Origin of the sequence: Klenkia brasiliensis, from assembly GCF_900100695.1 — a bacterium.
Classification (GTDB): domain Bacteria; phylum Actinomycetota; class Actinomycetes; order Mycobacteriales; family Geodermatophilaceae; genus Klenkia; species Klenkia brasiliensis.
This window is the reverse complement of sequence record NZ_FNCF01000009.1, coordinates 1-24,687: the sequence shown is the minus strand read 5'-3', so window position 1 is coordinate 24,687 and position 24,687 is coordinate 1. Positions and strand designations below refer to the sequence as shown.

The 24,687-nt window shown below is 74.0% G+C and carries 22 protein-coding genes and 2 rRNA genes; 7 read left to right on the top strand and 17 right to left on the bottom strand.

Annotated elements, in window-relative coordinates:
• Positions 1 to 46: 46 nt before the first annotated feature.
• Positions 47 to 1,027: a carbohydrate kinase family protein gene (locus BLT39_RS20575; RefSeq protein ID WP_091068684.1), complete on the top strand. Its 981-nt coding sequence runs from the start codon at positions 47 to 49 to the stop codon at positions 1,025 to 1,027.
• On the opposite strand, the gene BLT39_RS20570 is transcribed toward BLT39_RS20575, so the two are convergent.
• The 11 genes from BLT39_RS20570 to BLT39_RS20520 all read right to left on the bottom strand — a co-directional run bounded on the left by BLT39_RS20570 (position 1,028) and on the right by BLT39_RS20520 (position 14,423).
• Positions 1,028 to 2,614, bottom strand: coding sequence for a glycoside hydrolase family 13 protein (locus BLT39_RS20570; protein WP_091068680.1), 1,587 nt, complete (start codon positions 2,612 to 2,614; stop codon positions 1,028 to 1,030). It lies immediately after the preceding gene.
• Positions 2,615 to 2,630: 16 nt separating this feature from the next.
• Entirely contained in the window at positions 2,631 to 3,896 is a 1,266-nt protein-coding gene (locus BLT39_RS20565; RefSeq protein WP_091068678.1) for an ABC transporter ATP-binding protein, read from the bottom strand.
• A gap of 40 nt (positions 3,897 to 3,936) precedes the next feature.
• Positions 3,937 to 4,770: a carbohydrate ABC transporter permease gene (locus BLT39_RS20560; RefSeq protein ID WP_091068674.1), complete on the bottom strand. Its 834-nt coding sequence runs from the start codon at positions 4,768 to 4,770 to the stop codon at positions 3,937 to 3,939.
• Complete coding sequence (locus BLT39_RS20555) at positions 4,771 to 5,733, bottom strand: carbohydrate ABC transporter permease (protein ID WP_091068671.1); 963 nt, start codon at positions 5,731 to 5,733, stop codon at positions 4,771 to 4,773. It abuts the gene before it with no gap.
• Positions 5,730 to 6,998 (bottom strand): extracellular solute-binding protein, encoded by a 1,269-nt coding sequence (locus BLT39_RS20550; protein ID WP_091068668.1) that lies wholly within the window; start codon positions 6,996 to 6,998, stop codon positions 5,730 to 5,732. The genes BLT39_RS20555 and BLT39_RS20550 overlap by 4 nt, the downstream gene beginning before the upstream one ends.
• Before the next feature lie 191 nt (positions 6,999 to 7,189).
• A complete protein-coding gene (locus BLT39_RS20545; protein ID WP_091068664.1) occupies positions 7,190 to 8,431 on the bottom strand; it encodes a DUF4032 domain-containing protein in 1,242 nt (413 codons plus the stop codon).
• A gap of 9 nt (positions 8,432 to 8,440) precedes the next feature.
• Positions 8,441 to 9,115 (bottom strand): TetR/AcrR family transcriptional regulator, encoded by a 675-nt coding sequence (locus BLT39_RS20540; protein WP_242658587.1) that lies wholly within the window; start codon positions 9,113 to 9,115, stop codon positions 8,441 to 8,443.
• 96 nt (positions 9,116 to 9,211) lie between these two features.
• Positions 9,212 to 9,571, bottom strand: a complete 360-nt coding sequence (locus tag BLT39_RS23430; RefSeq protein WP_091068660.1) for a helix-turn-helix domain-containing protein — start codon at positions 9,569 to 9,571, stop codon at positions 9,212 to 9,214.
• A 127-nt stretch (positions 9,572 to 9,698) separates the two neighbouring features.
• Positions 9,699 to 10,373, bottom strand: a complete 675-nt coding sequence (gene pgsA / locus BLT39_RS20530; RefSeq protein WP_091068656.1) for a CDP-diacylglycerol--glycerol-3-phosphate 3-phosphatidyltransferase — start codon at positions 10,371 to 10,373, stop codon at positions 9,699 to 9,701.
• On the bottom strand, positions 10,370 to 11,836 hold the full coding sequence (rimO, locus tag BLT39_RS20525) for a 30S ribosomal protein S12 methylthiotransferase RimO (RefSeq protein WP_242658586.1): 1,467 nt from the start codon (positions 11,834 to 11,836) through the stop codon (positions 10,370 to 10,372). The genes pgsA and rimO overlap by 4 nt, the downstream gene beginning before the upstream one ends.
• A gap of 22 nt (positions 11,837 to 11,858) precedes the next feature.
• Complete coding sequence (locus BLT39_RS20520; RefSeq protein WP_091068653.1) at positions 11,859 to 14,423, bottom strand: DNA translocase FtsK; 2,565 nt, start codon at positions 14,421 to 14,423, stop codon at positions 11,859 to 11,861.
• 81 nt (positions 14,424 to 14,504) lie between these two features.
• Here BLT39_RS20520 and BLT39_RS20515 point away from each other — a divergent pair, with 81 nt between their 5' ends.
• Complete coding sequence (locus BLT39_RS20515; RefSeq protein ID WP_091068649.1) at positions 14,505 to 16,445, top strand: S9 family peptidase; 1,941 nt, start codon at positions 14,505 to 14,507, stop codon at positions 16,443 to 16,445.
• 118 nt (positions 16,446 to 16,563) lie between these two features.
• Here BLT39_RS20515 and BLT39_RS20510 read toward each other — a convergent pair whose 3' ends face one another.
• From BLT39_RS20510 to thyX, 3 genes are read right to left on the bottom strand one after another with little or no spacing between them, the layout of a single operon-like run.
• On the bottom strand, positions 16,564 to 18,243 hold the full coding sequence (locus BLT39_RS20510) for a ribonuclease J (RefSeq protein ID WP_091068646.1): 1,680 nt from the start codon (positions 18,241 to 18,243) through the stop codon (positions 16,564 to 16,566).
• Entirely contained in the window at positions 18,240 to 19,148 is a 909-nt protein-coding gene (gene dapA, locus BLT39_RS20505; protein ID WP_091068642.1) for a 4-hydroxy-tetrahydrodipicolinate synthase, read from the bottom strand. Before dapA ends, BLT39_RS20510 begins: the two co-directional genes overlap by 4 nt.
• Positions 19,149 to 19,198: 50 nt before the next feature.
• Complete coding sequence (gene thyX / locus BLT39_RS20500) at positions 19,199 to 19,951, bottom strand: FAD-dependent thymidylate synthase (protein ID WP_207508264.1); 753 nt, start codon at positions 19,949 to 19,951, stop codon at positions 19,199 to 19,201.
• Between the two features lie 77 nt (positions 19,952 to 20,028).
• Between thyX and BLT39_RS23425 the strand changes: the two genes are divergently transcribed.
• Genes BLT39_RS23425 through BLT39_RS20490 form a run of 3 tightly spaced genes read left to right on the top strand, consistent with a single transcriptional unit; the run spans position 20,029 to position 21,500 of the window.
• Positions 20,029 to 20,163 carry a hypothetical protein gene (locus tag BLT39_RS23425; RefSeq protein WP_278247025.1) on the top strand — a complete coding sequence of 45 codons (135 nt, stop codon included), beginning with the start codon at positions 20,029 to 20,031 and terminating at the stop codon, positions 20,161 to 20,163.
• A 16-nt stretch (positions 20,164 to 20,179) separates the two neighbouring features.
• The gene (locus BLT39_RS20495; RefSeq protein WP_091068635.1) at positions 20,180 to 20,662 is read left to right on the top strand and encodes a toxin-antitoxin system HicB family antitoxin; all 483 of its coding nucleotides are present in this window, start codon (positions 20,180 to 20,182) and stop codon (positions 20,660 to 20,662) included.
• 16 nt (positions 20,663 to 20,678) lie between these two features.
• Positions 20,679 to 21,500, top strand: a complete 822-nt coding sequence (locus BLT39_RS20490) for a DUF4097 family beta strand repeat-containing protein (RefSeq protein ID WP_091068631.1) — start codon at positions 20,679 to 20,681, stop codon at positions 21,498 to 21,500.
• Here the strand turns inward: BLT39_RS20490 and BLT39_RS20485 are convergent, their stop codons facing one another.
• Positions 21,501 to 22,715 carry a winged helix-turn-helix domain-containing protein gene (locus BLT39_RS20485; RefSeq protein WP_242658585.1) on the bottom strand — a complete coding sequence of 405 codons (1,215 nt, stop codon included), beginning with the start codon at positions 22,713 to 22,715 and terminating at the stop codon, positions 21,501 to 21,503.
• Positions 22,716 to 22,774: 59 nt separating this feature from the next.
• On the opposite strand from BLT39_RS20485, the gene BLT39_RS20480 reads away from it, so the two are divergent.
• Positions 22,775 to 23,347, top strand: coding sequence for a GNAT family N-acetyltransferase (locus tag BLT39_RS20480; RefSeq protein WP_091068627.1), 573 nt, complete (start codon positions 22,775 to 22,777; stop codon positions 23,345 to 23,347).
• Positions 23,344 to 24,009 (top strand): DUF2461 domain-containing protein, encoded by a 666-nt coding sequence (locus BLT39_RS20475; RefSeq protein WP_091068625.1) that lies wholly within the window; start codon positions 23,344 to 23,346, stop codon positions 24,007 to 24,009. The genes BLT39_RS20480 and BLT39_RS20475 overlap by 4 nt, the downstream gene beginning before the upstream one ends.
• Before the next feature lie 96 nt (positions 24,010 to 24,105).
• Here the strand turns inward: BLT39_RS20475 and rrf are convergent.
• Both rrf and BLT39_RS20465 read right to left on the bottom strand, forming a co-directional pair.
• Positions 24,106 to 24,222: ribosomal RNA gene (gene rrf / locus BLT39_RS20470) — 5S ribosomal RNA — on the bottom strand.
• 128 nt (positions 24,223 to 24,350) lie between these two features.
• Positions 24,351 to 24,687 (bottom strand): 23S ribosomal RNA (locus tag BLT39_RS20465); the annotation flags it as partial.

Sequence of the window (24,687 nt, the reverse complement as noted above, 5' to 3'; positions counted from 1 at the left end):
CCACCTCGGCGCCTGGGTGAGACCTGCACCACCTAGTCTCCCACGCATGCTGACCGTCCTCGGCGAGCTCGTCGTCGACCTCATCCCGGTCCCCGGGGCCGACGCGGGGGCCGAGGGCACCGCCCCGCAGTTCGTCGCCCGGCCCGGCGGCAACGCCCTCAACGTCGCGGTCGCCGCCGGCCGGCTGGGCCACCCGGTGCACCTGCTCGCCCGGTTCGGCACCGGCCCGCTGGCCGGCAACCTGCGCCGCCATGCCGAGCTCTCCGGGGTGGACGCCTCCCGCTCGGTGGACTCCGGCGACCCGGTCAGCCTGGCCGTGGTGGGCCTGGCCCCCGACGGTTCGGCCGACTACGGGTTCCACGTGCTGGGTGCCGCCGACTGGCAGTGGACCGACGACGAGGTCGCCGCCGCCTGGCCACCGGGCGCGACCGCGCTGCACGTCGGCTCGATCTCCTCCTGGACCGCCCCCGGCAGCGAGGCCATCGCCGGCCTCGCCGAGCGGCTGCACACCGACGGCTCGGCACTGGTGAGCGTCGACCCCAACATCCGGGTGTCCCTGGCCGAGGGGTTCGGCAACACCGGCCCCGACGTCCGGCGCCGACTGAACCGACTGCTGGCCGTCGCCGACGTGGTGAAGGTCAGCGCCGAGGACCTCGCCTGGCTCGAGCCGGACACCACCGACCTCGACGAGGCCGTGCAGCGGTGGGCCGACCGGGGTCCCGGCGTGGTGCTGCTGACCGACGGCGGTGAGCCGCTGCGCGTGGCCCGCCCGGGCCGGCCGCTGCTGCGGCACACCCCGCCGACGGTCACCGTCGCCGACACGGTCGGCGCCGGGGACTCCCTGGCCGCCGGGTTCCTCACCGGCCTGCTGGACGCCGGGGTCACCACCCGCGCCGCGCTGGACGCCGTCGACGACGACCTGCTGCGCCGGGTGGTCGCCGACGCCGCCCTGGTGGCCGCGCTGTGCTGCACCCGGGTGGGCGCCGACCCGCCCACCCGCGCCGAGCTGGACGCCGCCCGCGGCTGATCAGGGCACGGACAGCCAGGCCGCGGTGTCCGGGGGCAGCTCGCCGCCGGGCACCGGCCCGCTGGCCAGCAGGACCTCGCCCACCAGCGGCAGCGCGTCGGTGCCCAGGTTGACCACGCAGCGCAGGCCCCGGCCGCGGGTGAACGACAGCACCTCCGGCGGCGCGTCGTCCCAGCCGAACTCCTCACCGGCCAGCAGCTCGCGGCGCAGCCGCAGCGCGGTGCGGTACAGGGTCAGCGTCGACCCGGGGTCGCCGTCCTGGGCCTGCGCGGTGAGCTCCGCCCAGGCCGCCGGCTGCGGCAGCCAGGGGTGCTCGGCGCCGAAGCCGAACGGCGGCGCCGACCCCGACCAGGGCAGCGGCACCCGGCAGCCGTCGCGGCCGCGGGAGGTGTGCCCGGAGCGCTCCCAGGTGGGGTCCTGCAGCAGCTCCTCGGGCAGGTCGGTGACCTCGGGCAGGCCGAGCTCCTCGCCCTGGAAGAGGTAGGCGCTGCCGGGCAGGGCGAGCATGAGCAGCGCCGCCGCCCGCGCCCGGCGCAGCCCCAGCACCGGGTCGCTGGGCTCCCCCGCATCGAAGCCCATGACGCCGACCCCGGTGGACCGGCGGCCGAAGCGGGTCACGTGCCGGGTCTCGTCGTGGTTGGACAGCACCCAGGTGGCCGGTGCGCCGGTGGGGGCCAGCGCGGCCAGGGTCGCGTCGACCACCGCGCGCAGCTCGGCCGGGTCCCACGGGGCGTGCAGGTGGTCGAAGTTGAAGGTGGTGTGCATCCGCCCCGGCGCCACGTAGCGCGCGGCCCGCTCGGGCCCGGCCACCACCGACTCGCTGACCAGCACCCGGTCACCGGGGTACTCGTCGACGACCGTGCGCCAGCGGGCCACCACGTCGTGCACCCAGTCGCCGTCCCACTGCGGGCTGCCCACCCAGGACGACGACGCGAACAGCGCACCGGGTTCGTGGCCGGCGTCGGGCAGGGTCAGGTCCTTGCCGATCGCCGGCACCGCGTCGACCCGCAGACCGTCCACGCCCAGGTCCAGCCAGAACCGGAGCACGTCGTCGAACCGGCGGCGCACCTCCGGGTTCGACCAGTCCAGGTCGGGCTGCTCGGGGGCGAAGGTGTGCAGGTACCACAGGTCCGACCCGGGCAGCCGGGTCCACGCCGGCCCGCCGAACGCCGAGATCCAGTCGTTGGGCGGCCCGTCGCCCCGGCCGGGGCGCAGCACGTACAGCGACGGGTCCTCGGTGAACCAGGGGTGCTGGATCGACGTGTGGTTGGGCACCAGGTCGACCAGCACCCGCAGGCCGCGGTCGTGCGCGTCGGCCAGCAGTGCCCGGACGTCGTCCAGCGTGCCGAACCGCGGGTCGACGTCGCAGTGGTCGGCCACGTCGTACCCGCCGTCGGCCATCGGCGAGGGGTACCACGGGGTGATCCACAGCGCGTCGACACCGAGGTCGGTCAGGTGGGGCAACCGGGACCGGATGCCCGCGACGTCGCCGAGGCCGTGCGCCCGCCCCGCCCCCGCGGAGGCGAAGCTGCGCACGTACACCTCGTAGACGACCGCCCGCCGCCACCAGGGCGCCGGGCCGCTCACGCGCGGCGCGGGCAGGTCACGCGGCGCCGCTGCTGCGGTCCCCGGTCAGCCCGCCGCTGGCCTCGGCCACCTGCTCCTCCCGGTCCTCGACGGCCATCCGGGTCAGCTCGGCCCCGGCCTCGGCGTCGCGGGTCAGGTTCTCGCCGGTCTCCGGGTCGAAGACGTGCACCTTGCGGGTGTCCAGCCAGAACTCGGCCTCGCGGCCCTCGCGGATCCGGCTGGTCGAGTCGATGGACACGATCGCCTGGGTGCGCAGCTCCTCGCTGTCGAGCTCCTTGGACAGGTCGCGCAGCCGGGTGCGGATCTGGTCGGGGGCCTCGTAGGGGATGTAGGCGTACTGCTGGTCCCCCAGCCACTCGGTGACGTCGACCTTCGCGGTGAACGTCGTCCCGACGTGCTTCTTGGCCTCGTCGACCAGCGACGCGTCCTCGAAGTACTCCGGCCGGATGCCGACCAGCAGCAGGTCGCGGCCGGCGACGGCGGCCGCGCGCCGCTCGTCCAGCTCGACGGGCCCGAAGGGGGTCTGCAGCGTCGACCCCTGGACCGTCGCGGGCAGGAAGTTCATCGGCGGGGAGCCGATGAACCCGGCGACGAACAGGTTGACCGGCTGCTCGTAGAGCTCGCGCGGGGAGGCCACCTGCTGGATGGAGCCCTTGCGCAGCACGCAGACCCGGTCGCCCAGGGTCATCGCCTCGGTCTGGTCGTGGGTGACGTAGACGGTGGTGATGCCCAGCCGGCGCTGCAGCCGCGCGATCTCGGTGCGCATCTGGCCGCGCAGCTTGGCGTCGAGGTTGGACAGCGGCTCGTCGAACAGGAACGCCTCGGCCTGCCGGACGATCGCCCGCCCCATCGCCACCCGCTGGCGCTGGCCGCCGGAGAGGTTGGCCGGCTTGCGCTCCAGGTGCTCGTGCAGCTCGAGCACGTCGGCGGCCTCCTTGACCAGCCGGTCGACCTGGTCGTCGGGGGTCTTGGCCAGCCGCAGCGGGAAGGCGATGTTCTCGTAGACGCTCATGTGCGGGTAGAGCGCGTAGTTCTGGAAGACCATCGACAGGTTGCGGTCGCGCGGGGCCTTGTCGTTGACCCGCGTGCCGCCGATGACCATGTCGCCGGAGGTGATGTCCTCCAGGCCCACGATCATCCGCAGCAGCGTGGACTTCCCGCAGCCGGACGGGCCGACCAGGATCATGAACTCCCCGTCGGCGATGTCCAGGCTGACGCCGTTCACGGCGGGAAACCCGTCCCCGTACTGCTTGACGATGTCCTTCATCTCGATGGAAGCCATCGGTACCTCCTCGTTCCGGGTGGAGTGGGCTGGGGGCGGGTCAGCCCTTGACGGCCCCGTTGGTGAGACCGGCGACGATGCGGCGCTGGAACAGCAGCACCAGGACGACGACCGGGATGGTGACGACGACCGCGGCCGCGGCGATGGCCCCGGTCGGGTCCTCGAACTGCGAGGCGCCGGAGAACAGGCCGAGCGCCGCGGGGACCGGGCGGGACGCCGACGTCGAGGTCAGCGAGATGCCGTAGACGAAGTCGTTCCAGGCGATGAAGAACGCGATGATCGCGGTGGTGAACACCCCCGGCGCCGCCAGCGGCACGATCACCTTGCGGAAGGCCTGCCAGGTGGTGGCGCCGTCGACCTGCGCGGCCTGCTCCATCTCCCACGGGATCTCCCGGAAGAACGCCGACATGGTCCAGATCGACAGCGGCAGGGTCAGCGACAGGTACGGGATGATCAACCCGGGCCAGGTGTCGTAGAGGCCGATGGTGCGCCACAGGTTGAACAGCGGCGTGACGATCGAGATGACCGGGAAGATCGCCACCGCCAGCGCGGTGCCGAGGATGAACTTCTTGCCCGGGAAGTCCAGCCGGGCGATGGCGTAGGCGGCGAACATCGACAGCACGCAGCTGATGAAGGTCGCGATGAGGCAGATGCCGAACGAGTTGCGCAGCGCCGGCAGGAACAGGTCCGAGCCCGAACCGGTGAAGATCGTCGCGTAGTTCTCGCTCGAGGCCGTCGTCGGCAGGAACTGCGCGTTCGACAGGTCCGAGGGTGCCTTGAAGGACAGCGAGATGATCCAGGCGATGGGTGCCAGGCAGTACAGCGCGATCAGGACCCCACCGATGATCCAGAGGGTCTTCTCCTTGGTGGACATCTACTTCTCCCCCCGGGCCTGGGCCAGGTCGACCTTGAAGCCCTTGATGAAGACGAAGGCGATGAGCACGACGGTGAGGAACAGCAGCACCGACACCGCCGACCCCAGCCCGATCTCCAGCCGGGAGATGGTCTGCCGGTAGGCCAGGAAGGACACCGTCTCGGTGCCGTTGGCCCCCGCCGTCATGACGAAGATGGAGTCGAACACCCGGAACGCGTCCAGCGTGCGGAACAGCAGCGCGACCATGATCGCGGCCTTCATGTTCGGCAGGGTGACCCGCCGCATCCGCTGCCACCAGGTGGCGCCGTCGACCTTGGCCGCCTCCTGCAGCACCTCGGGCACCTGCGCCAGACCCGCCAGCAGCAGCAGCGAGATGAACGGCGTGGTCTTCCAGATCTCGGCCAGGCAGATCACCAGCAGCGAGCTGCCGAAGCTGCCGAACCAGTCGGTGGTCGGGTCGACCCCCGGCAGCCAGGAGAACCAGCTGTTGACGAAGCCGGTGTTGATGTCGAAGGCGAACTGCCAGGCGAAGGCCGACACCACCGTGATGACCGCGTAGGGGATGAGGATCGCCGCCCGCAGGACCGGCCGGATCGACCGCAGCGCCTTGTTCATCACCATCGCCAGGGCGAAGCCGAGCACCAGCTCCACGGCCACGGTGATGACGGTGATCAGCGCGGTGACGCCGACCGCCTGCCACCACAGCTGGTCGGTGAGCACCACCAGGTAGTTGTTCAGGCCCGTGAACGACCGGTTCTCCGGGTCGGTGAGCCGGTAGTCGAACAACGAGTCGTAGAACGCCTGGGCGATCGGGTAGGCGGTGACCAGCAGCATCACCGCCAGTGCCGGGCCGGCCAGCAGCCAGCCGAGCTTGCGCTCGGCCTTCGCGCGGTCGCTGGCACCTCCCTTCGCCGCCCGGGCCGGCACCGATGCGCCGGTGGGCCGCGCCTCCGTGGTGGTCACAGCAGCTGCTCCTTCCGCAGGACGGCCTCGATGAGCTCGGTCGCGTCCTGCGGCGTCTGCTCGGGGTCGATCTCGGCAGTGGGGTGGTAGTCGCGCTGGATCCCGCCGGAGACCTCGCTGTAGTACGGGGTCTGCGGCCGCGGCTTGGCCAGCTCGAGGGACTGCAGGATGGTCGGGGCCATCGGGAAGGTGTCCAGGACCTCCGGGTCGTCGTACACCGTGGTGTCCGAGGCCGGGTTGCCGTTGCTGGTGAAGTAGTAGGTCTGGTTCTCCGTCGAGGTGATGCACTCGGTGGCCTCGTAGGCGAGGTCCGGGTGCTCGGAGAAGGCCCCGACGCCGAGGTTGATCCCGCCGTAGGGCGGTGCGGTCTCGGTGTCGGCGTCGACCCGCGGGTACAGCGCCCAGCCGTAGTCGTCGAGCACGGACTGGTCCAGCGTCCCGCCCTCGACCGCGGCCTGGGCCCGCGGCCAGACGAACGGGTAGTTGACCTGGAAGCCGGCCGAGTCACCCTCGAAGTCGGTCGCGGTGGTGTCCTCGTTCGCCGTGGACAGCGCCGGGCCGCCGGTGCCGCTGGCCGACACGTCGCGCATCACCTGCGCGGCGCGCACACCGGCCTCGGAGTCCAGCCCGAGCTGGATCTGCTCGGGGTCGGTGGAGTTCTCCGCGATGATCGACCCGCCGGCGCTCTCGATGAGCGCGTTGAGCCACACGGTCAGCGACTCCGACCGGATGCCCTGCACGCCCAGGCGCACCTGCTGGTCCTGCGCGGCCTGGGTGAGCTGGTCCCAGGTGACCGGCTGGCTCATGTCCAGGCCCGCGGCCTCGGCGACGCTGGTGCGGTACCAGAGCAGCTGCGTGTTGGCCCAGAACGGGACGGTGACCAGCTCGCCGTCCCAGGTCGAGCCGTCGATGGCCGACTGCACGACGTCGGTGCTGACCCGCTGCGCGACGTCCTCGGGCATCGGGGCGAAGAACCCCGCCTGCGCGAACTCGGGGATGTAGGGCGGGTCCAGGCTCATGATGTCGATCGAGGAGTCGTTGGCCGCCAGTCGGCGGACCAGCTGCTCGCGCTGGGAGGGCGAGTCACGAGGCAGGGTGGACACCGCGATCGTGTAGCGCCCCTCCGCGGCGTCGGTGCAGCGCGACGCGATCTCGGCCTGCCCGCCGGAGTCGGGGTTGATGTACCAGTTGAGCACCGGAGGACCGCCGTCCCCGCTGCTGCAGGCGGCCAGGCCGGAGGCCGCGACGACGGCGCTGGCCGCCATCCCGACCAGCCGCGCCCTGGACCGTCCCGTGTGCTTCGTCGCGCTCGGCACGCCGCCTCCGAAGGTCGGGCGACCTCGCGGTCGCGGAGGTAGGTGATCCATGATCACCAGCTGTGTGGCCACTGTGGTGCAGGCCACGCACTCCGTCAAACCGGGTTACGGACCCGTTGCGGACCCGTGACCTGCCACCGTCAGCCGGTGGTGTCGTCGCCCCCCGCGAGCACCGCCGGGGTGGTCAGGTCGGCGGGCAGCCGCGGCAGCTCCGAGCGCAGGTAGGACTCCAGCGCAGCCGTCGTCCCGACGTCCCGGCCAGCCTGCTCGGACAGGAACCAGCGGTGCTCGAGCACCTCGTGGAACAGCTGCGCGGGGGCCAGCCGGCCGGCCAGGTGGCGGGGCACGGCCTGCACGACCGGCAGGTACACCTCGGCCATCCAGCGGTGCCCGGCCACGGTCTCGGGCACCGGGCGGCCGCCGTCCTGCTCCAGCCACGCCCGGTAGCTGCGCAGGTCGTTGAGCAGCCGGCGGGCCTGGTTCTCCTGCACCTCGAGCCCCGTCAGCCGGAACAGCTCGCGGCGGTGCTGGCCGGGCTCGGCGACCCGGGTCTGCACCCGCAGCCGGGCACCCTCGGGGGTGTGCACCAGCTCGACCTCGCCGGCGTCGAACCCCAGCTCGTTGATCCAGGCCAGCCGCTCGGCGACCCGGTAGCGCTGCTCGTCGCGGCGGAAGACCTCCTCCCGGGTGACGGCGTCCCACAGCGCCTCGTACCGGCCGGGCAGCGCCTCCGCCACCGTGATCGGATCGATCTCGGGGCTGAGCAGCTCGCCGAACTGCAGGTCCAGCAGCTCGGCACCCACCCGCTCCCGCGCGAGGTCGACGTCGTAGCGGCGCATGCCGGCCGACAGCTCGGGGCGCCGCTCCACGGTCTCGGCGTCGACCAGGTAGGCGGTCAGGCCGTCGGCGTCGGGCCGGAAGAGGGTGTTGGACAGCGAGCAGTCGCCCCAGAAGACACCCGCCAGGTGCAGCCGGACCAGCAGCACCACCATCGTGTCCAGCAGCTGGCTGGTCGAGTGCTGGCTGCGCGGGCTGGAGAACAGGTGCCGGTAGGACATCGAGTACTCGAGGTACCGGGTGACCAGCAGCGCCTCCTGGTCGTCCGGCCGGTCGACGCAGATGCCCAGCACCGACACCGCGGGCAGCCCCTCCTCGGCGAACTCGCCGAGCAGGGCGTACTCCTTGCGGGCCAGGGGCTCGGCGATCTCCTTGAGCGCGAACACGCTGCCCTCGGCCGCCACGAAGCGCACCACGTGCCGGGAGATGCCCCGCTGGGGCACGTCCAGCAGCAGCTGCGGGTCCCACTCCGCCAGCGGCTGCTCCCACGGCAGCGTGAGCAGCGCGGTGGCCTCCTCGGCCGGGGGGCGGAACAGGTAGCGCACAGGTCGACGCTAGCGGGTCGGGCCCCCCGCCACCCGCGCCATCGTGGCCGCCTGCCGGGCCCGCTGCTGGGCGGTGCCGGGCGCCAGCACGAGGCCGACGAGCCAGGACAGGACGACGGCGGCGGTGTCGTCGTCCAGGAACAGGGCCGAGCCCAGCCGGCCGGCCAGCGCCCCGCCGTCGGCGGCCTGCAGCAGCCGGGCCAGCGCCTCGGGCTCGGTGACGGCGAGCCGGCGCAGCACCGGGTGCCCGCCGACCTCCTCGGCCAGCGCCAGCAGCGCGCGCTCGCGCGGGAGACCCGCGGCCAGCGTGGTCAGCCGCTGCAGCTCGGCCTCGAGCAGGGCGGCGACGACGTCGTCCTTGGTGCGGAAGTGGTTGTAGAGCGTGGCCTTGGCGACGCCGGCCGCGGCGGCGACGTGCTGCATGGTCGCCCGGCGCAGGCCGTGCTCGGCGAAGGCGACGGCCGCCCCCGCCAGCAGGCCGCGGCGGGTCTTGGCCAGCGTCGCGCCGGCCCGCGTGTGCGGGGCCGGCCCGGTGCCCGCGCGCGGCCGCAGCAGCGGCAGCTCACCGAGGACGACGGTGGCGTGGGTGCCGGTCTCCTCGGTCGACGGCGCCGCGGTGAGCACGGTGCCGGTGTCCTCGATCGTGCGGGGCGAGTACCGGTCGGGCAGCGGGAGCGGGTTCACCCACACTGTGTCCCATTGCGATCACCCAGGGTCAAGGACATCGGGCCGGAGGCGGAGGTCGTGTCGCCCCACTGGCCCCAGGGCCCGGCAGACGGCTCAGGCGGCCAGCGCGACCGGACCGCGACGGCGGGTGCCGCCCACCAGGGCCAGGGCCGGCTCGGCGCCGGGCTGCTCGGTGGCCGGCTCGACCGGGGCCGCGGGCACGAGCGGGGTGACCGCGGGGCGACCGCCGCGCAGCTCGGTGCTCACCTCGGCCAGCAGGTCGGCCAGCTCGACGTCGAGGGCGTCGCAGATGGAGGCCAGCAGCTCGGAGGAGGCCTCCTTCTGGCCGCGCTCGACCTCCGACAGGTAGCCCAGGCTCACCCGGGCCGCGCCCGAGACGTCGCGCAGCGTCCGTCGCTGCTGCAGCCGGTGGCCGCGCAGGGTGGTGCCGAGCTGGGTGCGCAGCAGCGTCATCGCCGTCTCCTGTCCCGATCGGTGGTCGTGTGGCCACGGTACGCGCGCCGCCCGGTCCGCACCGGGCGGACGAGCCGCGTCCGCTCTGGGCAGAACAACGACCGGGACGCCCCGTTCACTCCCGGGTTCAGGCGGCGGTGTCGGTGCGCCGGTCGGCGGTCCCGGTGGGCCGGCCGGCGGCGCGGCGGGCGGCCGCGGCGCGCATCGCCCGGGCGCTGGTGCGGCGCAGCCGCAGCGCCCGCACCACGTAGTCCACGCCGGTGACCACCGTGAGCACCAGCGCCGCGCCCATCACCCACCAGCGGACCGAGGCCAGCAGCCCGGTCAGCGGCATGAGGTACAGCCCGATGGCCATCGCCTGCACCACGGTCTTGGCCTTGCCGCCCCGGCTGGCCGCGATCACGCCGTGCCGGATCACCCAGAACCGCAGCAGCGTGACCCCGAGCTCGCGGACCAGGATGGCCAGGGTCACCCACCACGGCAGCAGGTCCAGGGCCGACAGCCCGATCAGCGCCGAGCCGGTGAGGGCCTTGTCCGCGATGGGGTCGGCCAGCTTGCCGAACTCCGTCACCTGGTTCATCCGCCGGGCGATCATCCCGTCGTAGCGGTCGGTGATGATGGCGAGGGCGAAGAACAGCGTCGCCCACCACCGCCGCTCGTCGTCCATGCCGCCGTTGGCCAGCAGCAGCCAGGCGAACAGCGGGACCACGGCCAGCCGCAGCACCGTCAGGGCGTTGGGCAGGTTCACCACGCGCGCCGTCTGGGGCGGGGTGGCGGCCGGGTCGGGCAGGACGTCGCTCATGCGGGGTCGGCACCGGCCCCCACGGGTACCCGGCAGCTGGCGACCAGGTCGATGCCCTCGGTGCCGGTCACCAGCGCCGGGACGACCTGCCCGGGCACCGCACCCTCGGGGACGGCGGAGACCGTGGTGGTGCCGTCGGCGTCGGGGTCCTGGTGCTCGGCGTGCCCGGTCCAGGTGCCGCCCCCGAGGTCGTCGGTCAGCAGCACCCGCACGGTCGAGCCGACCCGCTCCTCGGCCCGCTGGGCGGTGAGCTCCTCGACCAGGTCGGTGATCCGCGCGACCCGGTCGTCGACCTCGTGCTGGGGCAGGTGGCCCTCCAGCCGGGCGGCCTCGGTGCCCTCCTCGTCGGAGTAGCCGAACACGCCGACGGCGTCCAGGCGGGCCGCGGTGAGGAACCGCTCCAGCTCGGCGACGTCGTCCTCGGTCTCCCCGGGGAACCCGAGGATGACGTTGGTGCGGAACCCGGCCTCGGGGGCCAGCGCACGGGCCCGCTCCACCAGGGCGAGGAAGTCCTCGGTGCCGCCGAAGCGGCGCATGCGGCGCAGCAGGGTCGGCGAGCTGTGCTGGAAGGACAGGTCGAAGTAGGGCGCGACGCCGGGCGTGGCGGCGATGGTCTCCAGCAGCCCGGGGCGCAGCTCGGCCGGCTGCAGGTAGGCCACCCGGATGCGGGCCAGGCCCTCGATCGCGGCCAGCTGCGGCAGCAGCTTCTCCAGCGTGCGCAGGTCGCCGAGGTCCTTGCCGTAGGAGGTGGAGTTCTCGCTGACGAGCACGATCTCCGTGACGCCCTGGCCGGCCAGCCAGTGCGCCTCGCCGAGCACCTCGTCCACCGGCCGGGAGACGAAGGCGCCGCGGAAGGCGGGGATGGCGCAGAACGCGCAGCGCCGGTCGCAGCCCGACGCGAGCTTGAGGGAGGCCACGGGCCCCGTGGTCAGCCGGGTGCGCTTGAGCCAGTCGTGGCCCGGGATGGCCGGCGAGGACGGCGCGACCGCCGCCCGGGTGCGGTCGGCGGGGCTGATCGGCAGCAAGGTGCGCCGGTCGCGCGGGGTGTGCGGCACCAGCGGGCGCCCGGCGAGGACGTCGTCGAGCCGGTCACCGATGTCGGCGTAGTCGTCGAAGCCCAGCACGGTGGCCTCCGGGAGCGCGCCGGCCAGCTCGCTGCCGTAGCGCTCGGCCATGCAGCCCACCGCGATGACCTTCGCCCCGCCGTCCCCGGCCTCCAGGATGGCGTCGACGGAGTCCTTCTTGGCTGTCTCGATGAAGCCGCAGGTGTTCACCAGCACCGCGTCGGCGTCGGCGGCGTCGGCCACCAGCCGGTACCCGTCGGCGGCCAGCCGGCCGGCCAGCTCCTCGCTGTCGACCTCGTTGCGGGCGCAGCCCAGCGTCACCATCGCCACGGTCGTGACGTCGGCCGGGAGGTCGGCGAGGGGCTGGTCGAGGTGGGGCACAGCGGGCACAGCAGGCACCCGGCCATGGTAGGCGCCCCGCTCAGCCCTCGACGCCGCCACGGAGGAGGTACAGCGCACCCTCGAGCTCGTCGGGCTTGAGCAGCACGTCGCGGGCCTTGGAGCCCTCCGACGGCCCGACGATGCCGCGGCTCTCCATGAGGTCCATCAGCCGGCCGGCCTTGGCGAACCCGACGCGCAGCTTGCGCTGCAGCATCGAGGTCGACCCGAACTGGCTGGTGACCACCAGCTCGACGGCCTGCACGAGCAGCTCGAGGTCGCCGCCGATGTCCTCGTCGATCTCCTTCTGCTCGCCGGCCGCGGCGGTGAAGACCTCTTCCCGGTAGTCGGGCTCGGCCTGCCGCTTGGTGAACTCGACGACGGCCTCGATCTCGGCGTCGGAGACGAACGCGCCCTGCACGCGCAGCGGCTTGCCGGCGCCGATCGGCAGGAACAGGGCGTCGCCCATGCCGATCAGCTTCTCCGCGCCGGGCTGGTCGAGGATGACCCGGCTGTCGGTGAGGCTGGAGGTGGAGAAGGCCAGCCGGGAGGGCACGTTGGCCTTGATCAGGCCGGTGACGACGTCGACCGAGGGCCGCTGGGTGGCCAGCACCAGGTGGATGCCGGCGGCGCGCGCCTTCTGGGTGATCCGGACGATCGACTCCTCGACGTCGCGCGCGGCGACCATCATGAGGTCGGCCAGCTCGTCGACGATGGCCAGGATGTAGGGGTAGGGCCGGTAGACCCGCTCGCTGCCGGGGGGCGCGGTCACCTCGCCGCGCTCGACCTTGCGGTTGAAGTCGTCGACGTGCCGGACGCCGGTGGCCCGCATGTCCTGGTAGCGCTGCTCCATCTCCTCGACCAGCCAGGCCAGCGCGGTGGCCGCCTTCTTGGGGTCGGTGATGATCGGCGTGATCAGGTGCGGGATGCCGTCGTAGGGCGTGAGCTCGACCATCTTGGGGTCGATGAGGATCATCCGGAGCTGGTCCGGGGTGGCCCGCAGCAGCAGCGAGGTGAGCAGCGAGTTCACGCAGGAGGACTTGCCGGCGCCGGTGGCACCGGCGACCAGCAGGTGCGGCATCTTCGCCAGGTTGGCGCAGACGAAGCCGCCCTCGATGTCCTTGCCGAGGCCGACCAGCATCGGGTGCGGGTCCTGCTTGGCCGCCCCCGAGCGCAGCACGTCCCCGAGGCTGACCTTCTCGCGGTCGACGTTGGGCACCTCGATGCCGACCGCGGACTTGCCGGGGATCGGCGCCAGGATGCGGATGTTGTCGTTGGCCACGGCGTAGGCCAGGTTGCGGGTCAGCGCGGTGATCTTCTCGACCTTGACCGCGGGGCCGAGCTCGACCTCGTAGCGGGTGACCGTCGGACCCCGGGTGAACCCGGTGACGGCCGCGTCGATGTTGAACTGCTCGAGGACGCCGGTGATCGCCTCGATGGCGATGTCGTTGGACTTCGACCGGGCCTTGGGCGGGTCGCCCGGGCGCAGCGAGTTCAGCGAGGGCAGCACGTAGTCGCCCTCGACCGGCTCGATGACCATCTGCTCGGGCTCGGTGATCGGCGGCAGCTCGGGCTCGACCCGGCGGGTGCGGTCCTCCACCACGGCCGGACGGCGCAGGGCGGTGCCCGCGGTGGGCTCGAGCGCGACGGCGTCGCCGGCTCCCTCGACCGGGCCCTGGTCGATGACCCCGGTCTCGGTGGAGTCCGCGGCGGAGGTCAGCGCGTCCATGGCCGCCTGCGCGCGACCGCGGCGGACCGCGCGCGGCTTGGGCGGGTCGGCGTCCTCGCCCAGGTCGGGGACGAACTCGTCGTCCTCGTACTCGTCCTCGTCGTACTCGTCCTCGCCGCGGCCGGTGACCCGGTCGACGAACCCGCGCAGCCGCTCGGGCACCTGGTGCACGGGGGTGGCGGTGACGACGAGGACGCCGAAGAACACCACGAGCAGGAACAGCGCCACGCCCACGGCGGTGCCGACGCCGGCGCCGACGGGGTTGCCGACCGCCCAGCCCACCAGCCCGCCGCCGGCGTGCCGCTCGTCGCCGGTGGGCGACCCGGTGACCAGGTGCGCGATGCCCAGCACCGGCAGCACGATGCAGACCCAGCCGATGACCAGCCGGCCGCGGGCCTCGGGCCGGGGTCCGTGCCGGAGCAGGCGCAGCGCGGCGAGCAGCAGCACGACGGGCAGCAGGTAGGTCAGCGCCCCGAACGCCCAGCGGAAGGCGTCGACGATCGCGGACCCGACCGGGCCGACGTCGCCGACGTAGGCGGTCACGCCCAGCACGATGGCCAGCCCGAGGACGGCCAGGCCCACGCCGTCCCGGCGGTGCTCGGGGGCCAGCGGCTGCGCCTCCTCGGGCCGGGCGACCGAGCGGGCCAGCCCGCCGGCGCCGCGGGCCAGCAGCGACCAGGTGCCGCTGGCCGCCGACCACAGCCCGGCGCCGACCGAGCGGCGCCGGGGAGCCGGGCGGCGGGCCGCGGTGGTGCTCCCCCGCTTGGCCGGGGCCCGCTTGGCGGGCGCCTTCTTCTTCGCAGCGGTGGTCGCCGGACGGCTGCGCGACGAACCGCCGGAGGCCGACCGGCGGGTCGACGTGGTCGAGCGCGCAGGCATGTCCCCGACGGTAATCGCGCGCGTGGTGCCCGCGTGGCAAGCGGGACAGCGTGTCCGGCGTCCGGACTAGCGTCACGGCACATGCAGACCCTGCCCTTCGGATCCTGGCCGACCCCGATCACCTCCGAGCTCGTGGTGCGCGCCGCCGCCCGGCTGGGCGAGGTCGCGGTGGACTCCGGCGACGTCTGGTGGGCCGAGTCGCGGGCGGCCGAGGGCGGCCGGACCGTGCTGGTGCGCCGGTCCCCCGACGGCACGACGACCGACCTGCTGCCCGCGCCGTGGAACGCCCGCACGCGCGCCCACGAGTACGGCGGCGGGGCGTGGACGGTCGCCGACGGCACGGTCTGGTTCACCGACTTCGCCGACCAGCGGCTGTACCGGGTGGTGCCGGGCGGTGACCCCGAGCCCCTGACGCCGGAGCCGGCGATCCCCTCGGGCATCCGGTTCGCCGACCTGTCGGTGACCCCGGGCGGGCAGGTGCTGTGCGTGCGGGAGACCCACGCCGCCTCGGGTGCGGCGGCCGACGTGGTGCACGAGGTGGTCACCGTGGCGCCCGACGGCACGACCGAGGTGCTGGTGACCGGCCCCGACTTCGTCTCCGGCCCCCGGCTGGGCCCCGACGGCGCGCTCAGCTGGTTGCAGTGGCAGCACCCGGACATGCCCTGGGACGCAGCCCAGCTGGTGGTGCGCGCCGCCGACGGCACCGAGACGGTGGTCGCCGGCGGCGCCGGGGAGTCCGTCGTGCAGCCGACCTGGGGCACCGACGGGTCGCTGCGGTTCTTCGCCGACCGCACCGGGTTCTGGTCGCTGTACCGCCGGCGCCCGGGCGGGGAGCCCGAGCTGCTCTGCGACCCGGGCAGCGACATGGCCGGCCCGCAGTGGGTCTTCGGCGCCAGCCGGACCGCCGAGCTCGCCGATGGCCGGGTCGTGGTGGCCTTCGGCCGGGACGGGGCCGACCGGCTCGCCGTCCTGGACGCCGACGGCCCGCGGGAGCTCCCCACCCGGTACGCCTCCTTCGCCCAGCTGCGCGCCCAGGGCACCGCGGTGGTGTGCGTCGCCGGCGGGCCGACCTCGGGGGCGGAGGTGGTCCGGGTCGACGTCGACGGCGGCGGGGTCGAGGTGCTCCGCCCGGCACCGCAGGACGTCGACGAGGCGTTCTTCTCCCGCCCCGAGCACGTCACGTTCCCCAGCACGGACGCCGGCGGCGTCACCGAGGCCCACGCGCTGGTGTACCCGCCGACCAACCCGGGGTTCCGGGGCCCGGACGGCGAGCGGCCGCCGCTGGTGGTCGTCGTCCACGGCGGGCCGACCGCGGCGGCCTCGCCGGTGCTCACGACGGCGGTGCAGTACTGGACCTCGCGCGGGTTCGCGGTCGCCGACGTCGACTACCGCGGGTCCACCGGGTACGGGCGGGCCTACCGCGACGCCCTGCAGGGCCGCTGGGGCGTCGTCGACCTGGACGACGTGGTGTCCTGCGTGCGGTGGCTGTCCTCGGACGACGCCCCGGCGCACCTGCGGGTCGACCCGGCCCGCGCGGTGATCCGCGGCGGGTCGGCCGGCGGCTACACCACGCTGGCCGCGCTGACGTTCCGGCCGGGGGTGTTCGCCGCGGGTGCCAGCCACTACGGCGTGGCCGACCTCGCCGCGCTCGCCCGGGACACGCACTCCTTCGAGTCGCGCTACCTCGACGGGCTGATCGCGCCGTGGCCCGCGGGCGAGGCCGTCTACGCCGAGCGCTCCCCCATCCACCACGTCGAGGCGCTGGACACCCCGCTGGCGGTGTTCCAGGGCGCCGAGGACCGGGTGGTGCCGCCGGAGCAGGCCGAGATGATGGTGGCGGCGCTGCGCGACAAGGGCGTGCCGCACGCCTACCTGCTGTTCCCCGGGGAGCAGCACGGGTTCCGCCGGTCGGAGAACATCCGGGCGTCGCTGGATGGCGAGCTGTCCTTCTACGCCCAGGTGCTCGGCTTCGGGTTGCCGCCGGAGGAGGGCATCACGCCCATCGAGGTGGTCACGCAGTAGGCACGCGTGCGACGCCGGTGCGGGGGACGGAGTCCTCCCGCCGGCGCCGCACCTGCGGGCTCACCGCCCCGGGACCGGGCACGCGGCCGCGGTGGGAGCGCGGAGCGCGACGGTGTGCTCAGACCTCGAGGACGGTGGGGATGATCATGGGACGGCGCCGGTGGGTGTCCGACACCCACTTCCCCACCGTCCGGCGCACCACCTGGGCCAGCCGGTGGGAGTCGACGGGGCCCTGCTCCAGCGTGCTGCGCAGCGCCTCCTCGACCAGGGCCACGACGGGCGCGAACACCTCGGGGTCGTCGGAGAACCCGCGCGAGGACAGGTGCACCGGCGCGACGACGGTGCCGGTGGCCGGCTCGACGACCACCGTCAGCGCCACGAAGCCCTCGTCGCCGAGGATGCGCCGGGCCTGCAGCGACTCCTCCCCCACGTCGCCGACGACGAGGCCGTCGACGTAGACGTTGCCGATCGGCACCGCCCCCACCACCGATGCGACGCCGTCCACCAGGTCGACCACGACGCCGTCCTCGGCCAGCAGCACCTGCTCGGGCGCGAGCCCGACCTCGGCGGCGATGGCGGCGTGCGCGCGCAGGTGCCGCCACTCGCCGTGCACCGGCAGCAGGTGCCTGGGCCGGGTGACCTGCAGCAGCAGCCGCAGCTCACCGGCGGGGGCGTGCCCGGAGACGTGCACCCGGGCGGTCTCCTTGTGCACCACCGTGGCACCGAGGCGGGCCAGGCCGTTGATGACCTTGTAGACCGCGGTCTCGTTGCCCGGTACCAGCGAGCTGGCCAGCACGACGGTGTCGCCGGGGGTGACCGTCACGTGCGCGTGGGTGCCCGCCGCCATCCGGCCCAGCGCGCTCAGCGGCTCGCCCTGCGACCCGGTGCTGACCAGCACGACCTGCTCGGGCGGCATCGCCGTCGCCTCGTCCAGGGTCACCATCAGCCCGGGCGGGACGTGCAGCAGGCCCAGCTCCTGCGCGACGCCCATGTTCCGGACCATCGACCGGCCCACGAGCGCCACCCGGCGGCCGTGCGCGGCCGCGCAGTCCAGGACCTGCTGGATGCGGTGCACGTGGCTGGCGAAGCTGGACACGATCAGCCGCTGCCGGGCGCCGGCGAACACGGAGTCCAGCACCGGGCCGATGGACCGCTCGCTGGTGACGAACCCGGGCACCTCGGCGTTGGTGGAGTCGGCGAGCAGCAGGTCGATGCCGGCCGCGCCGAGCCGGGCGAAGGCACCGAGGTCGGTGAGCTTCCCGTCCAGGGGCAGCTGGTCCATCTTGAAGTCGCCGGTGTGCACCAGGGTGCCGGCGGGGGTGTGCACCGCGACGGCGAGCGCGTCGGGGATGGAGTGGTTGACGCAGACGAACTCGAGCTCGAAGGGCCCGGCGCGGTGGGTGTCGCCTGCGGCCACCTCGGCGAGCTCGGGCACGATCCGGTGCTCGCGCAGCTTGGCCGCGACCAGCGCGAGGGTGAACCGGGACCCGACCAGCGGGATGCCCGGGCGCAGCCGCAGCAGGTAGGGCACCGCGCCGATGTGGTCCTCGTGCCCGTGGGTCAGGACGACGGCCTCGACGTCGTCCAGCCGGTCCTCGATCACCGAGAAGTCGGGCAGGATCAGGTCCACCCCGGGCTGCTCGGCCTCGGGGAAGAGCACCCCGCAGTCGATGACCAGCAGCCGGCCGTCGAACTCCAGCACGGCCATGTTGCGGCCGATCTCGCCCAGCCCGCCGAGCGCGACCACCCGCAGCCCGCCCGCGGGCAGCGGCGGGGGTGCGGCCAGCTGGCCGATCACAGCGCGACGCCCCCGGCCTCGAGGTCGCGGCGCAACTGGGCGACCTCCTCGGCGGTGGCGTCGACCAGCGGCGGGCGGGTCGGCCCGGCCGGCAGGCCCAGCGCCCGCAGTGCCGCCTTGACCATCATGGCGCCCTGGCCGCCGCCCATGATCCCGGCGTACACCGGCAGCAGTGCGTCGTTGACCGCTCGCGCGCGGGGCAGGTCGCCGGCCTCGACCGCGGCGACCAGGTCGGCCAGCTGCGGGCCCACCACGTGGCCGACGACGCTGACCACCCCGACCGCGCCGATCGCCAGCAGCGCGAGGTTGAGGACGTCGTCGCCGCTGTAGTAGGCCAGGTCGGTGCGGGCCAGGGTCCACGAGACGTCGTTGAGGTTCCCCTTGGCGTCCTTGACCGCGACGATCCGCGGGTGCTCGGCCAGCTGGACCAGGGTGTCCACGGCGATCGGCACCTGCGAGCGCGGGGGGATGTCGTAGAGCATCACCGGCAGCTCGGTCGCGTCGGCGACGGCACCGAAGTGGGCGAGCAGGCCGCGCTGGGTGGGCCGGTTGTAGTACGGCGTGACGACCAGCAGGCCGTGCGCGCCGGCCCGCTCCGCCGCCTGCGCCTTCTCGATGGAGTGCGCGGTGTCGTTGGTGCCGGCCCCGGCCACCACCACGGCGCGGTCGCCCACGGCGTCGAGCACCGCGCGCAGCACCTCGACCTGCTCGGTGTCGGAGACGGTGGGCGACTCCCCCGTCGTCCCGTTGACCACCAGGCCGTCGTGCCGGCCGCGGTCGACCAGGTGGGCAGCCAGCTCCTGCGCGCCGGCCAGGTCGACCGACCCGTCCTCGGTGAGCGGGGTGACCATCGCGGTGAGCACCCGGCCGAAGGGACGGGCGGGGTCGGTGGCGCGCGTGCTCATGACCGCCAACCTACCCAGCGCCACCGGGCCCCGCGGTGGCCCCGCCGGGCTCAGCCCTCGCCGACGAGCGGGCTGGCCGCGACCCTCGACCCGTCGGGCAGCGTGCTGATCCGGAAGTCGCCGAAGACGTTGCCGGCGACCCGCTGCAGCTCCTCCAGGCACCGCACGGCGAGGTCGCGGATCTCCACGTCGGCGTGCTCGCTGGCCCGCATGGCCACGAAGTGCCGCCAGGCGCGGTAGTTGCCGGTGACCACGATGCGGGTCTCGGTGGCGTTGGGCAGCACCGCGCGGGCGGCCTGCCGGGCCTGCTTGCGGCGCAGGGTGGCGTTGGGGACGTCGGCGAAGCGCGCCTCCAGCCCGGCCAGCAGCGCGGAGTAGGCCAGCCGCGAGCTCTCCACGGCGTCGGTGAACAGCTGGTGCAGCTCGGGGTCGTCGGCGATGACCTCGGGCTCGACGAAGGCGGCGTCGCCCTCGGGCACGTACCGCTGCGACAGCTGGCTGAAGGAGAAGTGCCGGTGCCGGACCAGCTCGTGGGTCAGCGAGCGGGAGACCCCGGTCAGGTACACCGACACCGACCCGTGCTCCAGGACCGACAGGTGGCCCACCTCGAGGATGTGCCGGAGGTAGCCGGCGTTGGTGGCGGTGGCCGGGTTCGGCTTGTCCCAGGACTGGTAGCAGGCCCGGCCGGCGAACTCGGCCAGCGCCTGGCCGCCCTCGGCGTCGGTGGCCCAGGGGACGTCGGGCGGCGGCGTGAACTGCGTCTGGGCGACGACCTGGACCGTCAGCGGCGCGATGTCGGGCACGGTCCCCGAGCCTACGGCCGACGCGGCGACACCGTCGTGGTGTTGCCATGACGTCATGATGGTGTCACAGTGGTGCCATGACCTTCGACCCCTACGTCGAGGAGCTGCGCAGCCAGCTCGGCCGGCGGCCCACCCGCACCCACGACCGCGACGTCGCCCGCCTGCTCTCGCCCTGGCGACGCCGCCCCACCACCCGCCACCGGTCGGGCTGACCCGCAGGATCTCCGCATGGACCTCAGCCAGTACGTCGACGCGCTCCGCGCGCACCTGCGCGCCACCGCGGCGGCCGGCACCGAGCAGACCCAGGCCACCGCCGGCCTGCTCGCCGACACCCTCGAGCCCGCCGTCCGGCTCGCCCTCACCGACGCCCTGGCCGCGATGGCGGCCGAGGTCACCACCGCGCTCGAGGACACCGCGGTCGACGTCGTCGTCCGCGGCCGCGACCCCGAGGTCGTGGTCACCCGCTCCGCCGCGCCCGCCGCGGCACCGACCGGCCCCGCCGCCCCCGCCGACGACGACGAGGCGGTGGCCCGGATCAGCCTACGGCTGCCGGAGTCGCTCAAGACCCGCGCCGACGCCGCGGCCGCCGCCGCCGGCGTCTCCCTCAACACCTGGCTGGTGCGCGCCGTCGCCACCGGCCTGCAGGCAGCACCACCCACCGCCCCGCGCTCGGGGCCCGGCCGCCGGATGAGCGGCTGGGCCCGCAGCTGACCCGAGGAGCACACCCGTGACCGTCCGCCGCGAGACCTTCGCCGTCACCGGCCCCGCACCCGCCGTGGAGGTGCGCAACCCGACCGGCTCGGTCCTGGTGACCGCCGTCGAGGGCACCACCGAGATCACCGTCGACGTCGAGGCGCTCAACGGGGCCGCCGAGAAGGCCCTCGCCGACGTGGTCGTGCAGCACCTGCCCGGCAGCGCGGACGGCGCCCCCGCGCGACTGCTGGTCACCGTGCCGGCCTCGCGCCTGCTCTCCAGCCCCCGGTTCGCCGTCACCGCGGTGCTGCCGGCCGGCTGCCCGCTGGGGGTCTCGGTGGCCTCGGCGGGCGCCACCGTCCGGGGCCCGTGGGGCGACGTGGAGGTGGCCGGCGCCAGCGGCGACGTGCGCGTCGAGGCGTGCGCCGGGCTCGCCGTCCGCACCGCCAGCGGGGACGTGCACGTGGGTTCCGTGGGCGGGGACGCGGTCGTCCGGTCGGCGTCCGGCGACGTCCGGCTGGACGCGGTGACCGGCTCGGTCACGGTCACCACCGCCTCCGGCGACGTCCGGCTCGGCCCGGTCGGCGGCGACGTCGAGGTCACCAGCGCCTCCGCCGACGTCGTGGTGGGCCGGGTGGACTCCGGCGAGGTGGCGCTGCGGACCGTGTCCGGCGACGCCACCGTCGCCGTCGCCCCGGGGCTGCGGCTCTGGCTGGACCTGCAGACGGTCAGCGGACGGCTGGACTCCCAGCTCTCGCACGACGACGCCGACACGGAGGCCGGGGACGGCGCCGCGGCGCTGACCGTGCGGATGCGTTCGGTGTCCGGCGACCTGCGGCTGCGCCGGGCGGGGTGATCAGCCGACCGCCGCGGTCAGCAGGGGTGCCAGGTCGCCGCGGTCGGCCACCTGCACCCCGGACAGGCCCAGCCAGCCGGCGAGCAGCTCGAGCTCGGCCGCGAGCTCGCCGGCCACCTCCGGGTCGGGTTGCGGTGCCTCGCCGTGCGCGGCCTGCACCCGCAGGACGCCGGCCTGCCGGTCGGCCTTGAGGTCGACCCGGGCGACCAGCCGGTCACCGAGCAGGAAGGGCAGCACGTAGTAGCCGTGCACCCGCTGCGCGGCCGGGGTGTAGATCTCCAGCCGGTAGCGGAAGCCGAACAGCCGCTCCACCCGCGGGCGTTCCCAGACCAGCGAGTCGAAGGGCGACAGCAGCGCCCGGGCCCGCGCCCACCGCGGCCGCCGCGCGGCGGGGTCGAGCCAGGCCAGGCGGTCCCACCCCTGCACCTCCACGGGCAGCAGCTCCCCGGCCTCGGCCAGCTCCGCGACGGCGGTGCGGGCGTCGGCGACCGGCAGCCGGAAGTAGTCGCGCAGGTCGGTCTCGGTGGCCACCCCGAGCGCCCGGGACGCCGTGCGCACGAGCTCGCGGACGGCGTCCGGCCGGGACGGCGTCGCTGCGGTGACCACCGCGGCCGGCAGCACCCGTTCGGTGAGGTCGTACACCCGCTCGAAGCCGGCGGTGCGGGACCGGGCGGTGAGCGCGCCGACGTAGAACAGGTACTCCAGCGCCGCCTTGCCGGGGTGCCAGTTCCACATCTGGCCGGGCGTGCTGGGTCGCTGCTCCCCCAGCTCGCCGGCCCGCAGCGGACCACCGTCGCGGACCCGGTCCAGCAGGGCGGCGACGTACTCGGGGCGCTCGCGCTGCACCCGGAGCATCGAGCCCCAGGCGTGCTGCTGCGCCGCGGCCATCCGCCAGCGCAGGCACGGCTGCAGCCGCACCGGCAGGTAGGACGCCTCGTGCGCCCAGTACTCGAACACGTCGTGCCGCGGGTGGTGCAGCCGGTCCAGGTCGGCGTGGCGGTAGGGACCGAGCCGGCTGAAGGCGGGCAGGTAGTGCGAGCGGGACAGCACGTTCACCGAGTCGATCTGCACCACGCCCAGCCGGTCGACCAGGCCGCGCAGCTGCCGGGTCCCGACGACCCCCGACGGACGGCCGTCGGCCAGCCCCTGGGCGGCCAGCGCGATCCGCCGGGCCAGCGGGGCCGGGATCCGGTCGACGGGGGGCAGGGAGTGCACGGGGCGATCCTGCACCGGCCCTCCGACAGCGCGCCTAGGGTGCAGCCCGTGGAGGCACGGTGCAGCTGACGGGTCGCGCGGAGTCCTCGGTCCGGCCGGCGGTGCCCGCCGACGCGGGCGACATCGCCCGGGTGCAGCGCATCGCCTGGCGCACCGCCTACCTCGCACTGCTGCCGGCGGCGGTGCTCGACGACTGGGACGACGACGCCGTCACCGCCGGGTGGGCGTCGTCGCTGACCGGCCCCCCGACCCCCGCGCACGGGGTGCTGGTCGCCCAGGAGGCCGGCACGACCGTCGGCTTCCTGGCCTACGGGCCGCCCGAGGTCACCGCGGAGGACCCGGCCTCGCCCGAGGGTCCCTCGGCCGAGGTGACGGCGCTGCTGGTGGAGCCCCGGTGGGGCCGGCGTGGGCACGGCAGCCGGCTGGTCGCCGCAGCCGTCGACCTGCTCGGCCCGACCGGCGTGCGCCGGCTGCAGATGTGGGTGCCCCGCGAGGACCCGGTCACCTCGGGTTTCCTCGAGTCGGCGGGCTGGGCACCCGACGGCTGGTCCCGGACGCTGGACGCCGGCACCACCACCATCCACGAGCACCGGTGGCACGTGCTGCTGGGCGACGACGAAGGGCCGGGATGAGCTTCACGGGCTTCCCCGACGAGGGGCTGGTCTTCTACGAGGGCCTCGAGGCGGACAACAGCAAGTCCTACTGGACCGAGCACAAGAGCGCCTACGAGGACCACGTGCGGGCACCGATGCAGGCCCTGGTGGCGGAGCTGACGCCGGAGTTCGGTCCGGCCAAGCTGTTCCGGCCCCACCGGGACGTGCGGTTCGCCAAGGACAAGACGCCCTACAAGGCCCACCAGGGCGCCGTGCTGAGGCACGACGGCGCCGGTGTCGGGGCCTGGTACGTGGAGGTCTCCGCTGACGGCCTGCGGGTGGCCGGGGGGAGCTGGCGGATGCAGCCCGACCAGGTCGAGCGCTACCGCCGCGCCGTGGACGACGACGTGCAGGGCCCGCGCCTGCAGACGGTCGCCGACGACCTGGTCGCCGCGGGCATCGACCTCGACGGCCACCGGCTGACGCGGACCCCGCGCGGCTACGACGCCGACCACCCGCGGGCTCAGCTGTTGCGTCACCGCTCCATCCACGGCGGCCGGCACTGGACGCCCGAGGACTGGCTGGACAGCCGCGAGGTCGTCGAGCGCGTCCGGACAACGTGGCGGGCGCTGGTGCCGCTCAACCAGTGGCTCGCGGACAACGTGGGGGCGACGACCGCCCCGCCCGACCGCCGGCGCTGAGAGGTGCCCGGGCAATTGTCAGAGGTGCCCGGGCGATTATCCCGGGAACGCCAGAACGGGGTCACAGCTGTGCTGTGACCCCGTTCTGGGAATGGTGTCCGGCGGTGTCCTACTCTCCCACCCGGTCCCCCGGGCAGTACCATCGGCGCTGAGAGGCTTAGCTTCCGGGTTCGGAATGAGACCGGGCGTTTCCCTCTCGCCATGACCGCCGTAACGCTGTGAAAGTTGACCGGACCCCACCACCACGCAGCCCTGGAGGCTGGGGTGTTGGGGGGTGTTCGGTTCTTTCAGAACCGCACAGTGGACGCGAGACACGCTTGTGTTTCAGGACGTGTTTTTGTTGAGTCAAGTCCTCGGCCTATTAGTACCGGTCAGCTCCACACATTGCTGTGCTTCCACTTCCGGCCTATCAACCCGCTGGTCTGGGCGGGGGCCTTACCCCACGAGGGGTGAGAGACCTCATCTTGAAGCGAGCTTCCCGCTTAGATGCTTTCAGCGGTTATCCCTGCCGAACGTAGCCAACCAGCAGTGCTCCTGGCGGAACAACTGGCACACCAGAGGTTCGTCCGTCCCGGTCCTCTCGTACTAGGGACAGCTCTTCTCAAGTCTCTTACGCGCACGGCGGATAGGGACCGAACTGTCTCACGACGTTCTAAACCCAGCTCGCGTACCGCTTTA

Excerpts from the sequence above, each read along its gene's own strand:
- BLT39_RS20575 (WP_091068684.1), top strand. The coding sequence starts at position 47 with ATGCTGACCGTCCTCGGCGAGCTCGTCGTCGACCTCATCCCGGTCCCC.
- BLT39_RS20565 (WP_091068678.1), bottom strand. The coding sequence starts at position 3,896 with ATGGCTTCCATCGAGATGAAGGACATCGTCAAGCAGTACGGGGACGGG.
- BLT39_RS20560 (WP_091068674.1), bottom strand. The coding sequence starts at position 4,770 with ATGTCCACCAAGGAGAAGACCCTCTGGATCATCGGTGGGGTCCTGATC.
- BLT39_RS20550 (WP_091068668.1), bottom strand. The coding sequence starts at position 6,998 with ATGGCGGCCAGCGCCGTCGTCGCGGCCTCCGGCCTGGCCGCCTGCAGC.
- BLT39_RS23430 (WP_091068660.1), bottom strand. The coding sequence starts at position 9,571 with ATGACGCTGCTGCGCACCCAGCTCGGCACCACCCTGCGCGGCCACCGG.
- pgsA (WP_091068656.1), bottom strand. The coding sequence starts at position 10,373 with ATGAGCGACGTCCTGCCCGACCCGGCCGCCACCCCGCCCCAGACGGCG.
- BLT39_RS20520 (WP_091068653.1), bottom strand. The coding sequence starts at position 14,423 with ATGCCTGCGCGCTCGACCACGTCGACCCGCCGGTCGGCCTCCGGCGGT.
- BLT39_RS20515 (WP_091068649.1), top strand. The coding sequence starts at position 14,505 with ATGCAGACCCTGCCCTTCGGATCCTGGCCGACCCCGATCACCTCCGAG.
- dapA (WP_091068642.1), bottom strand. The coding sequence starts at position 19,148 with ATGAGCACGCGCGCCACCGACCCCGCCCGTCCCTTCGGCCGGGTGCTC.
- BLT39_RS23425 (WP_278247025.1), top strand. The coding sequence starts at position 20,029 with ATGACCTTCGACCCCTACGTCGAGGAGCTGCGCAGCCAGCTCGGCCGG.
- BLT39_RS20495 (WP_091068635.1), top strand. The coding sequence starts at position 20,180 with ATGGACCTCAGCCAGTACGTCGACGCGCTCCGCGCGCACCTGCGCGCC.
- BLT39_RS20475 (WP_091068625.1), top strand. The coding sequence starts at position 23,344 with ATGAGCTTCACGGGCTTCCCCGACGAGGGGCTGGTCTTCTACGAGGGC.